Origin of the sequence: Duncaniella sp. (genome assembly GCF_029054785.1) — a bacterium.
Classification (GTDB): Bacteria; Bacteroidota; Bacteroidia; order Bacteroidales; family Muribaculaceae; genus Duncaniella.
In genome coordinates this window covers 1-12,797 of the sequence record NZ_JAIDEN010000081.1, presented here as the reverse complement: position 1 = coordinate 12,797, position 12,797 = coordinate 1, and the positions used below count along the sequence as shown (strand labels likewise).

Below are 12,797 nucleotides of genomic sequence, written 5' to 3'. Positions count from 1 at the left end.
GTAATTTTAAACTATTGAAAGATGAAATTATTGACAGAAGAAAAAACAATACTTTCGCTCAGATTTTAACTATTGTTTTAAAACAACCTCTAAGTCAGGCATATTATTTTTTTGCCGTCAGCAGTTTTTTCAGCTTGGCCGGTGTCAACGTTTCCGGATATTCCGAGAAGTTCAATCTCAATGTACATCCCTCGCGATAACGGCTACATCCAAAGGCAGTGTTCCCTTTAATCAAAGTTCCCTGTTTGCAAAGCGGACATTCGATCTGCTCAAATTTGCGGACGCTTGGTGAGCGAGGCTTACGCGGTTTGCTGCTTTTTGCTTTCTCAGGAGCTGCATCGTCCAGACCTTTTCCTTTAACATCAGTCTCTACCTGGATTTTAGATCTGGAATTATCGCTTAAAACACTGATTACTATTTGATTAATCAATGTTTTAAGTTCGTCAATAAATTCAGTCGCAGAGTATTCGCCTCGCTCAATGCGACGTAACTTATTCTCCCATAAGCCAGTAAGTTTCGCGCTTTTCAGTAACTCCTCATTAATGGTCTCAATCAGGTCAATTCCTGCCTGAGATGCCATTATTGATTTGCGATTGCGATATATGTATTTACGTTTAAACAGGGTCTCTATTATCGCTGCACGGGTTGACGGTCGACCGATTCCATTTTCTTTCATCGCTTCTCGCAGCGTTTCGTCATCGACAGTCTTGCCGGCCGATTCCATAGCCCGCAGAAGAGTTCCCTCAGTGTAATATTTCGGGGGCTGGGTTGTTTTCTGTTGCAGAGCCGGTTCATGAGGACCGCTCTCCCCTACTTTGAATTCCGGCAGAATCCGGTCATCAGATGAATCATCTTTAGGTTCTTCTGTCGGTGTTCCCTCATAAAGTTTACGCCAACCTGCATCTTCTATAACCTTTCCGGTGGCTTTGAATCCCTGTTTGCCGACTGTGGCACTGACTGTGGTGCTCAGGAAACGGCAATCCGGGTAAAATGCAGCGATAAAACGCAGCGCAATCAGATGGTAGAGCTGACGTTCGTTGCCAATCAGTACGGCAGGAGACTGACCGGTCGGAATAATCGCATGGTGGTCGGTAACCTTAGTGTTGTCAAACACCTTCTTGCTCTTGGGCAACTTCGAGGACAGCAAAGGCTCCGTCAATGCCGCATAAGGTGTCATATTTTTCAGGATTCCGGGGACTTTCGGATAGATATCCTCTGAAAGATATGTCGTGTCGACACGTGGATAAGTTGTCACCTTTTTTTCATATAGAGACTGTATCAGTCGAAGTGTCTCATCTGCGGTCCATCCCCATTTCTTATTGCATTCAACCTGAAGAGATGTGAGGTCGAAAAGACGAGGCGGCGCTTCACGCCCCTTTTTCTCCTGAATGTCATTGATGACAAGCGGAAGTTCCTGGATTTCCTGAAGTGTTGCCGTGGCTTCTTCCGGAGAGTGAAAACGACCGGCTGTTGCATTGAATGTCGCACCACGATACAGCGTCTTGAGCTCCCAATAATCCTCCGGCTTGAAATTCTGAATTTCGAAATGGCGCTGAACAATCAGGGCCAATGTCGGTGTCTGAACACGACCGATTGAAAGGACATTGCCAGGAGATGAATATTTCAGGGAATACAAACGTGTCCCATTCATGCCGAGGAGCCAGTCGCCGATAGCGCGTGAGAGTCCCGCATGATATAGGTTGTTGAAATCAGCTTCCGGTTTCAGATGTGCGAATCCTTCGCGGATAGCGTCATCTGTCAGAGAAGAGATCCAAAGACGTTTGACCGGACATTTGATGGATGCTTTCTGCATCACCCATCTCTGGATCAATTCGCCTTCCTGGCCTGCGTCACCGCAGTTTATGACTTCGTCTGCTTCGGCAATAAGATTTTCGATCACACGAAACTGACGTTCAATCCCGCTATCATTAATTACTTTGATCCCGAAGCGAGCTGGTATCATCGGCAACATTCCGAGAGACCATCTTTTCCAGCGGTCTTCATAATCGCCGGGTTCTTTCAGGGTACAGAGATGGCCGAAGGTCCAGGTAACTTTGTAGTTTCCCCCTTCGTAGTATCCTTCCCGGCGAGTATTGGCGCCGAGTATACCGGCTATGTCTTTTGCTACACTTGGTTTCTCAGTAATACAAAGTATCATTTACGGTGTAATGATTTTTTTCTTGACGGTTGTTGTGGTCGGGCCATGTACTGTCATGAAAAGAATCTGCGCCTCATCTGCTGTTTTCAAAACCGGAAAGTCGATCTCAACCAGAATTTTTCCGTCATCTTCCCATTGGAAATAACGTTGGAAATCCACGCCGTCGATATCCGTAGCGGTAACGGCTGATCCGATGCCGGTGAATGTCACTCCATCAATACGGTTAGAGGTATGAGGTTTGCCGATCAGTTTGCCATAGATACGTGTAAGATCCGAGCGGTAGTCAATGCTATCTACTTGGAACGACAGTGTGTTGTCTGAAGCCGACACATAATCTTTGACAACTTTTGCCTCTGTACTAAGGTGCATCGCGGCTATTATTACCGCAGGAATGATCAATCTTTTCATGATGAATGGTAGTGCAAATTTAGTTAGAATTATTGATTCTGACAACCTCTTGGCCGTCCTTACTTTCCTGTCAGATAAGTCTGCAAACAGCTGATAGTCGGGTTGACGGATATTATTTTGCCTTGTGGGTTAATGAGATATGATGCAAATCCACGGTTCAGACGATAATCGGCTGCAAGATTTTTCATTTTTGCATCAGTTATATGAAACTGGGTTGTGATGTCAAGATTATCTTTTCTGACAACTTCCTTGAAAAACTTAGGATCGGTATCTGTATTAACAGACAACAGCGTAAACGGTTTAGTATATGTCTTTGCTCTCAGATAGCGGTCATATTCTCCAGCCGCTATACGGGAAACTGCATTTTCACTGTCCCAGAAATTTACCAATACGTATTTACCGCGCAATTGACTCAATGAGATTTCAACGGAGTCATTGGCGAGTATTTCTATTTCAGGGGCTGCAAATCCTGCATCAGCTTTCATCACACGCTCGGAATATGCGGATATAAGGAGTATTATCGCTGCAAAAAATGCGACGTAGCTAAAGATCTTTTTCATAAGTAACAGTTACTTAAAAAGAGTTTGAATGTCCTTAATAATAAAGACAATTCAAACTCTTAAAAAGTTCTTCGCATTACACCGATTCTGCTCAGAAAGGATAGCCGATGGCCAAGTGGAATGCCAACGATTTTTTGAATGACTCCATATTGTAATAGCCTCGTTTGCCTGTGTCATACGGCGCGTGGATCCCAATTCCAAGATCGCCTCGTACCACTAACATCGAGATGTCAAAACGCAATCCGACTCCGGTTCCGACGGCAAGATCTTTGAAAAACGTCTTGGCCTGCAATTGTCCTCCTGGTCGCGATGGCTCATTTTTCAGTGTCCAGACATTTCCTGCATCCAGAAAAACAGCTCCATGAAGCGGTCCAAGGATCGGAAAACGGTATTCCGTATTGGCAATGAATGTAAAAGTGCCGGTCTGGTCAAAATATCCGTTGACCTGGTCAGCTGGCGCTCTGTAAGAGCCGGGGCCGATTGAACGCACAGTGAAAGCCCTGACGGAATTGGCTCCTCCGCAGTAGAATTGTTCGCTGTAAGGCACCTGCGAAGAATTGCCGTAGGCATGGGCCGCGCCGGAACCAAGGCGGCTGACAAGCCAATGGTTTCCACCCAGGCGTCTGCCATAGACAATCTGGGCATATCCTTTCACGAACTGGGAAAATGGAGTTTTGAAAAGGGTCTTCTCCCCTTTCTTGCCACACAGCTCATAGATTGACCAGAATATATTTCCGGCTTCCTGGATGTTGAACTGGATGTTGAACATGTGGTTCCGGGTCGTGCGGTCATAGACAAAGTTATAGCCCATCTGTGGAATATACTGGCTCTGAAAGCTCAACGCGATTGCCGGATTTGCGTTCATTATCGAATCAAAAACCGGAGTGGTGTGCTGGAGTTTATTGTATGTCAGCTTGAAAAGAGTAAATGTATTGGATATGTATTTCGAAGACTGCCAGTCATAGGATATAGAGGTATTGAACTGGCTGAGCTTGAAATAGTGTGGACGGTTAAGAAGATCCGCACCCAATGAGATCCTTGTCCAGCTCAATTCTCTACGTGTGCGGGGGATGAATCTCGGTGCAAGCAGCCTTGGGAACGCTAAAGTGCCATTCAGCCCGATTTCATAAGAATTGAATACCGAATTGTGTCGTCCAGATCCTGTCTGCCACTCATATGCTCCGGTCAAAGAGACCGTCAGCAACTCACCTCCTCCGAATAGATTCCTGTTGGTCACTCCCAAAGTCAGTCCCGGTCCGAGGTAGGAGTTTGACTTGGATGACACATTAGCCTCAATGGAAGCCTCAAGCGGCTTGTCGTATGTACACTCTATCACAACGTCAAGCAGGTTATCGTTCCTATGGAGCGTATCCGGCATGACATTTATATTGATGTTGTTGAAGATTCCGAGACGAGCCAGTCGGGTCTGAGTGGCATTCATCTGCCTCACAGAGAATGTACGCCCTTCACGGAACGCAATGCAGGATGGGATCAGCCCTTCTCGAAGTCTTGCCGGGAGATAACGTATCAGCGTCCCTTTGGCTGTTTCCAAAGTGTCTGGCGTACCGCCACCTTTATTCCGGTAAATATATGTGGTAATGTCTCCTGTCCGGTAACGCTTGAGAGCCATTGATGGGATATTGTCAGCTATATCAAGTTTCATGGCGATATTGCCGCGGTTGATGGTACTATCCGCAAGATACTGAATATAGTCAGGCCTGAAAAAATAGTATCCTCTGTTACGGACTGCATTGGCAATATCCACCCGAAGCGAAGCCAACGAATCAGTTGAGTAGCGCGATCCGATCTGGAAATATTTTGATCTTTTTGCGACTGAATCAATCAGGTGGTTCAGATGGATTGTATCCGGCAGAAGTATGATCGAGTCGATCATATAGGGCTTGCCGGCTTCAATCTTATATAGGATTGAAGCCTTTTTCTTGTTGCGTTTCTGAACGAGTTCATAGGATGAACTTCCTGAAAAATAGCCATTATTATCAAGGATCTGATCAAGCATGTGGACTCTGACCTCAGGTCTGACATCGCTGACAAGCACAGGCTCGGCAGCGAGCTTGTTATAGATCCAATGTTTCAAGCCTTTGGGCGGATTCGGCCAGTTGTTATAGACCCACAGGCCCAAAGGGAACGGATATCTGACAGATGCCGAACCCAGGAGGGCATTGTTCGGTTTCACCGAAACCGCCTCAGTCAGGGATGAGCGGACATCGGAAGGAAATTTTTTCTCTTCCGAGGATGATATTTCCACTCCTTTGAGTCCGGTGTATAGAATATCATCCTTCCCAAGACGCTTTGTGGTAGAGCAGCCGGAAAGAAGCACTGATACAACCGACAGGCAGATGATTATTTTTTTCAAAGCTTCAGATTTTTAGAAGTGTTATTAATATCAGTCACGTCTGATCCCGAAGAGTTCCCAGAGTGAGTTTAATTTCTTTTTCAGCACAAAACCGACGCCCGTCTGGGTGATTTCACCTTCGAGGATACTTTCATAACCTGTATGGCGGAAAATCTTGATATACATTGAGCCGGACTGGTTAAGCATATACTCAAACGAGATGTCATTTATCAGATTCTGAGAAAAATTCTCGTCGGCATCCGCATCGGTTGAGTAATTGCCTCCGACAACGATCTTGAAGCGATCATTGAAGAATGACTTGCTGACCCGATAGCTATAAGAAGTAGTCGTCGATGTCGATCCGGAATATGTCTTGTCATACTGATCTATTCCGAATGAAATGTCAACGCCACGAATGTTGTTGGCAGCCCATGAATTCAGTTTCGATGTCAGGAAGGAGTAAAGCTGGTTGCCTGACAGATTGGCATTCCCTTTTGTCCCGGCACCGGTGTATACATTGTAAAGCAAGAGATTCATCGCTTGGTTGGCACGCTGTTCTGCCGACATGGATGCGAGTTCATTCTGAACTGTTATGTCATCGTTTGTCGCCAGATCGAATGCCACATTCATATTGTTCAGTGAGTTGGTGACCGACAGAATCACGTCGAAATTGATCAGTCGTGAATTCTGTCCGTCCTGAGTCACGTTGGCTTTCATGACATCCACTGCATGGATATTCAGGTTGGGGTTCATCATATCACCGTTAAACGATATGTAGGATCCTTCCTGGAATTCAAATTGTTTCTCGCTCATGAAAGGCGGTGTATAACGGACAAAGCCACCGTTGATATTGATGCGTCCGGTCATCCGGTCTCCGTTTAGCTCTGACATTGTAAACACGACATCCCCTTCCGGCTGTATCTGTACCCTATTCGATCCGTTGGCCGACAAGTCTACATTTATTGTCGATCCACGGTCAAGATGCAGATCCGCCTCCAGCGCGAGAGCCATTGAATTGACTGTCAGGGAATCGACATTGGTGGCGTTTGTCGTGTCATTGAACTGCACAAAATGAACCATGTCATCATTACTTTGGGATGAAAGAGTTTCCGCTGTTTCCGATACGATATATGTCACATTGGTCTGAGACAACACTCGCAGATCCGCATCAACACGCATAAAATTCATATTCCCTTTTGCGGTTGCATCCACATTTAGAAATGCCTTGCCATAGACATCGGCACCACGCGCTTTCTTGCTATTGACTACCTGGATATTTGACGCTTTGAGACCAAGGTTCAGTCCAAGATTTGTCAGATTGCGGGCATTGACAGTTCCGTTGACGAACAACGGATTATCATTACATCCCTTGATTGCAAAATTATTGAATGTAACAATTCCGCTGTCAACAGGGATTTTCTCTTCAGAGAAACTGAAAGTTGTGCCTAACATCTTTACCTTGACGGTGGTGGTGTCGAAATCAATAAAGCCATTGAACACCGGTTTGCTCATATCGCCTGTAATCTTCATTTCCCCGTTAAGCATACCGTTGACTGTCGCCATCTCTTGTGGAATAAACGGATTGACCACTCTCAAGGGGAATTTTATCATTCTGAAATCCAGCAGGAACGGTGTCCCTGAGGTGGAGTCATTCAGGACGCCTTGTGCAGTGACAGTCTTGACCGAGTCGACCATGAGGCTGACATCTGCCATTAGTTTTCCGCTCTTGGTATTGGCGACATCTACATCAAGATCAAATGTCCCGACACGTTCGCGGCCATAAAACAGATCTTTGAGTCCGACTGATCCCTTTCCGGTCAGTACACTATTGTCATATCTGAAACGCATGTCAGCATTCAGATCACCCTTTACAGGAGGCGCGAATGGGTTGATTGACAGCCAGTCCTGAAGGTGCACCTGGGAAATCTGCAATACGAGATCCTCCTGTACGGCATCAGCTCCATGACTATGCCCGATTGAGTCAATACCTGAAGGCACTTCCGTAAACAGTTTTATGAAACTTTTATCTCCTGTCAGCTCAAGATTCGCATCAAGGTGTTTGTTCGCGAGATTAAAGCTGATATAGTTATCTTTGTTCAGAGTCCAGGGCTTGTAAGCGATAGTCGGTTTCAACGGAGCAAACCTGACGCTCACAACACTGTCTTCGATCATGGCTGACAGGCCGATATTGAAACCTTTTTCACCTTTGATATTTTTCTGGTTCATGTAGGCTGTCAGGCGGTTGACCCCGGCAAAGCCGTTGAGTGTGACATGGGCAAAATCATCAAATGTGCCCGGCTGGTTATTTACTGACGCACGATAAATCAGATAGTCGCCGTGCTGTATCGCATTCAGCGAAACAGAGTCAAGTTTTGTGCTTCCGGTCATAAGTCCGGTTACAAAAGCACTGAATGAAAGGACACTGTCATTGTGCACTCCGGCTGTAAGCCGACTGAACTGCATCTTGGCACTTTCACTGAGATAAGATGATGCAACATTGTCTTTCCCCATGTCGAGTATCATATCAAGACGAGGGAAGGCAGAATGCAAGTTGTTGACGTTTATGCGCATACTGTCAAGCTGCTGCGAGACTTCAGTCATGCCGGCATTCAGCTCATTGATAAATGTGAACAACGAGACAGAAGAATTAAGGCCGAGATTCATATCCCCGTTGACCAGAGTCGCATCAAGAAGTGAGTCGGATGAATTAAGATTCAGAGATATCGGTTTGGGCGAGACAATATCAACACCCGGCAAATTCCATGTCAGTTGTGAAATATCAGCTGTCGCATTGATGGCTTGTGTGTTCAGATTGAAATAGCCTTTGGAATTCAGATCAAGAGATCCACGGTTAATGGAATCCGAGAAGCCAAGAGCCATCAGGTTAAGGTTCCTGACATCAGAATTCAAATCCCAACGCACGGTGTCACCGTCAAGGCGAGCGTCAAAACGGACTGTCGCATCGGCATTGAAATTGGAGCTGACAAGAGTTCCGGTCGCATCACCGTCATGAAGCGAAGCGTCAAGGGCGATATCCTTATATACTGATTTGTTGTATTCGATTTTGCGGATTTTCACATTAGCATCAACATATGAGGATTTGCTCATCGGATTATAGCCTTTACCTTCGGCTGTAAAAGAACCTGTAACTTTTCCTATGCCCAGCTCCGGCATAAAAGCATCAACCGGAAAGTCTGCTATATCCAAAGTTGCATCGTAGCTCTCGGCCCGGCCATTCCAATTGCCGTTGCCGGCAAGACGTCCGTCTCCGGTGGTGAGATCAATATCGCCCGACACAAGCCCCGGATGATAGTTGACGGTGCCGCTTATTCCGAGCGCCGGAATTTTCTTTATCGGCAGAAATGCAAATTGCCGGTCTGTGATTGTTGAAAGATTACCCTCAATCGAAAGCTCTCCTCCGATTTTATCGGGATTGAATGGATTTTCCACCTCTCCTTCAAGTGATACATGCGCCAGCGGATTCATACGCAAATCCAGAGTGTACACATTCAGGATGCTTGCAGTCCCATCAATGTCTGCTGAAACAGACAGCGGAGCCAAGGGGCGTAAAGTACTGCGGAGGCCGGGCATGACCTGAGCTATTTCGTGGGGATCAATTCTTCCGGAGGCTTTAAGCTGGAGAGGAAGGTTACTGTCTGTCGTGAGATCGCCCATTCCCATCTCGGCATCAAATTTAAGCGATGACTTCAAGGTCTCGATTGAGAATCCTGATGCAGCCATTTTGGTCTGATCCATTGTGAAAAGGCCGTCGGCATATATCTGCAAATTGCAGAAATCATCAACTTCAAATTTTTTCAGCGGAACTCGGATATCCGTTCCCCGGTTGTAAAATGAATCAATCTCAATTGAGACACCGGCCACATTTATATATGAAGGAGAAAATCCGGCAACAGGTTCAGCGCCTTTTTGGGCATAAAGGCCATTTTGGGCTGTAAGACTTATTGCATCAGCCGAAATTGTCCACAACTCTCCGGTGGTTGATTCATCATCAGAAATGGAGTCGGTGTGAACCTGATCGGATGCTGTTGCCAACGGATAGATATACGAAGCTGAAGCGCCGTCAATTTTAAGACTGTGTCCGTGGATGTTTTTAAGTCCCATGTCGACAATGGCATCCGAAAGGGTAATCAAATCCGCATCACAACCGAGTGAGTCAATTATCGGCTGCATTTCCATTGTATAGCTCAGATCATGGATGCTTATCCTGCCGGCTTTTATAGTCATCGGTTTTGACGATGCTGTATCCTGAGGAGTGGCTGTTGAGTCGGAAAGAATCCGCAGTCTGACTCTGACACCATCGATGTCGGCTTCAGACAATCCGATATTTCCGTTTTTCAGATCAATATCAGTGTCATTGATGTCGATTTTGCGGATATTTGCCCGCAGCCACATGAGAGAATCCTGATTTCCCATCTGGTAGAAGCTGTGTTCAAGCGAAGCACCACCGACTTCTATCTGTCCTTTGAAAAGAGGGCGAAGTCTGACATCCACCGCAATCAGACCTGAAGTCAGCATTGTATCGCCATTAGCTTGTACAACAGTAGCATTTTCGGCTTTAAGGCGCAGAGGAAAACCGAGCCGGAGTTTTCCGATCTCGACTTTCATCCCTGTCGATTTCGACACTTGTTCAGTCGCTATCTTGACTGCAAAATCCTGAACGAAGGGCACATAAAGCAGAACAGGTATAAGCATCAGCAGGATCACAATGCCTAAAACCGTCCATAGAAATGCTCTAAGGAGCTTTTTACCAATCGTATGACTCAAGGCGCACTAAAATTAAAATGTTAAACAATTCACTATATAAACTGCAAAAGTACGACAATTGTTTTAAAAATTCTTTGAAAAGTTAAAACCCTGGCAGGCTGAAAATGCTGACTTATGGAAAGTGTTCCGCCTCAAAAATTGCGTTGTAAATTAATTTTGACTATTTTTGCAGAAATTATACGAAAAATGAAAAATCTCATATTACGCGCAATAACCGGGGCGATTTATGTCGTTCTAATCTGTTTTTCTGTACTGTCAGGCGGGTTGAGTTACATTGTGTTTTTTGCTCTTATCACGCTTGTGGCTTTACAGGAATTCTACAACCTATGCAACTCATCAAACGGAGGGGAAAATATAACGACACTTGTAATTGATGTTGCCGGAGGACTTGTCCTCTGCATCGGATTGGGATGCGTCAATCTCAAATTACTTTCTCCATTTACAACCGCTGTGCTCGGCGGCACATTTTTCACGGTCTATCTTCTGTATCTGATTGTCCGGCTTGTCGTGCAATTGTACAGTAACGAGAATTCCCCCCTGACAAATCTTGCCTACTCCTATATGGGGCAGATGTATGTGGCTCTTCCTTTGGGCATAATGTCGATGTTCTACACTTTCCCGGATGGAAAATTTCTGTTGTTGGCTATGTTTGTAATGATATGGCTTAACGATACAGGCGCATTTTGTGTAGGATCACTGATCGGGAAGCACAAATTGTTTCCTCGGATTTCGCCTAAAAAATCATGGGAAGGATTTATCGGCGGCGTGGTATTTTCAATCGCATCTGCATTTGTCTTCAAATTTGGTTTTCCTCAATATTTCGAATCCATATCGTTGCTTGGTTTGTGTGGTCTTGGAGCCGTTGTCGGAGCCTTTGCCACATGGGGTGATCTGGCCGAGTCGCTCATCAAACGCACATTAGGTGTAAAAGACTCCGGCAACATTCTTCCCGGCCACGGCGGAATTCTCGACCGCATTGATTCTCTGCTTCTTGTAGTTCCTGCAAGCGTTCTGTATCTGACAGCAATTATCCTCTATGGATATTGAATCAGGCCCTTCTTCCTGACTTGATCATACATTTATATTTTTTATAATTCATACTTACACTTTAATTATCAGAACATGAAAAAACTTCTATGCCTTTCGGTATTAGGCATGGCTTTCATGTCTTCCTGCAATTCCGGCAAGGAGACAGTTGCTGTTGCCGACACAAATGATGATGTTATTCTTCACGCCTGGTCCTGGTCATTCGACACTATCGCTGCGAATATGAAGGACATTGCCGCAGCCGGTTACACCTATGTTCAGACTTCTCCCGCCAACACTTGTTATGTCGGAGAAAACGGAGGGATGGCCCTTTTTTCCGCTGAAGGTGATTCCGTAAGGGGCAAATGGTATTATTATTATCAACCCACTGATTGGAAGATCGGCAACTATCTGCTTGGCAACAGAGATCAGTTCAAGGCCATGATGGACAGCGCTGAAAAATACAATGTCAAAGTGATTGTAGACGTGCTTCCAAATCATACCGCCGTCGATCATACTGCTGTATTACCCGATCTTGACAATGCAGTGGGTGGTCATGACAAACTGTTTCACGCAAATGGGCTTACACCTATCCAAGACTACAATGATCGCTATGAATGCACAACCGGCATGATGGGCGGTCTGCCTGACGTAAATACCGAGAATCCTGATTTCCAGCATTACTATATGACCTATGTCAATGACCTGCTTAGTTTGGGCGTCAAAGGCTTCCGCTATGATACGGCCAAGCATATAGGTTTACCATCAGATCCACTGGATTCACTCGCTACACGCAATAATTTCTGGGACGTAGCAACCGGACGTGAAAGCGTCAAAGGCCTGAGCCTTGCCGTTCCGGCAGACTCATTGTTCATCTATGGCGAAGTGCTTCAGGACAAGAATGTCAAAGAAGAAGAATATGCAGAGTATATGGGTCTGACCGCAAGCGCCTATGGCCATGCACTGCGCACAGTTCTGGATAAAGCTGATTTCGCAGCAGATTCACTCCTTTCATGGCACCACCCTGTTGACGGCAAAAAACTTGTCACATGGGTTGAGTCACATGACACTTACGCAAACGAACACGAATCAGCAGGCCTGACTGACGATCAGATCCGAATGGGTTGGGTTTTCCTGACAGCACGTCAGAATGGCACACCTCTGTTTTTCAGCCGTCCTGCCGGAAGTACCCGTGAGAATTATTGGGGTAATAACCGGGTAGGAGCCCGCGGCAATGATGAGTTCAAGCATCCGGAAGTAGTAGCCGTAAACCGATTCCGCAAAGAGATGAGCGGTGAACCGGAAAAAATATCAGCTACTGACAACGGTGCTGTCATTGAAGTATGCCGCGGTACAGCCGGAGTCGCGTTGATCAATATTTCGGGCAGTGAACAGGCAATCGAAGCATTGGCAACCACTTTGCCTGACGGTAATTATACCGACAGAGTCCACAATTCGACCTTCACGGTCAAATCCGGTAAGATCGAAGGCTCATTGGCTCCATACA

The 12,797-nt window shown here is 45.8% G+C and carries 7 protein-coding genes; 2 read left to right on the top strand and 5 right to left on the bottom strand.

The genetic code is table 11. The features are described from left to right. Positions 1 to 103: 103 nt before the first annotated feature. The 5 genes from K2H17_RS05130 to K2H17_RS05110 form a co-directional block, all read right to left on the bottom strand. Positions 104 to 2,158, bottom strand: coding sequence for a DNA topoisomerase 3 (locus tag K2H17_RS05130; RefSeq protein ID WP_300132198.1), 2,055 nt, complete (start codon positions 2,156 to 2,158; stop codon positions 104 to 106). Next, positions 2,159 to 2,566, bottom strand: a complete 408-nt coding sequence (locus tag K2H17_RS05125; protein WP_300132195.1) for a hypothetical protein — start codon at positions 2,564 to 2,566, stop codon at positions 2,159 to 2,161. A gap of 59 nt (positions 2,567 to 2,625) precedes the next feature. After that, complete coding sequence (locus K2H17_RS05120; protein WP_300132193.1) at positions 2,626 to 3,126, bottom strand: thioredoxin-like domain-containing protein; 501 nt, start codon at positions 3,124 to 3,126, stop codon at positions 2,626 to 2,628. A gap of 91 nt (positions 3,127 to 3,217) precedes the next feature. After that, positions 3,218 to 5,500: a BamA/TamA family outer membrane protein gene (locus K2H17_RS05115; RefSeq protein WP_300132191.1), complete on the bottom strand. Its 2,283-nt coding sequence runs from the start codon at positions 5,498 to 5,500 to the stop codon at positions 3,218 to 3,220. A 30-nt stretch (positions 5,501 to 5,530) separates the two neighbouring features. After that, positions 5,531 to 10,192 carry a translocation/assembly module TamB domain-containing protein gene (locus K2H17_RS05110; RefSeq protein ID WP_300132189.1) on the bottom strand — a complete coding sequence of 1,554 codons (4,662 nt, stop codon included), beginning with the start codon at positions 10,190 to 10,192 and terminating at the stop codon, positions 5,531 to 5,533. Positions 10,193 to 10,378: 186 nt separating this feature from the next. Here K2H17_RS05110 and K2H17_RS05105 point away from each other — a divergent pair, with 186 nt between their 5' ends. Together K2H17_RS05105 and K2H17_RS05100 are read left to right on the top strand one after the other, a co-directional pair. Beyond that, entirely contained in the window at positions 10,379 to 11,311 is a 933-nt protein-coding gene (locus tag K2H17_RS05105; RefSeq protein ID WP_300132187.1) for a phosphatidate cytidylyltransferase, read from the top strand. 75 nt (positions 11,312 to 11,386) lie between these two features. Continuing rightward, positions 11,387 to 12,797: alpha-amylase family glycosyl hydrolase (locus K2H17_RS05100; protein ID WP_300132184.1), on the top strand; the 1,411-nt coding region annotated here is incomplete at its 3' end.

Coding starts and splice junctions, on each gene's coding strand:
- K2H17_RS05130 (WP_300132198.1), bottom strand. CDS start 2,158: ATGATACTTTGTATTACTGAGAAACCAAGTGTAGCAAAAGACATAGCC.
- K2H17_RS05125 (WP_300132195.1), bottom strand. CDS start 2,566: ATGAAAAGATTGATCATTCCTGCGGTAATAATAGCCGCGATGCACCTT.
- K2H17_RS05120 (WP_300132193.1), bottom strand. CDS start 3,126: ATGAAAAAGATCTTTAGCTACGTCGCATTTTTTGCAGCGATAATACTC.
- K2H17_RS05110 (WP_300132189.1), bottom strand. CDS start 10,192: ATGCTTATACCTGTTCTGCTTTATGTGCCCTTCGTTCAGGATTTTGCA.
- K2H17_RS05105 (WP_300132187.1), top strand. CDS start 10,379: ATGGAAAGTGTTCCGCCTCAAAAATTGCGTTGTAAATTAATTTTGACT.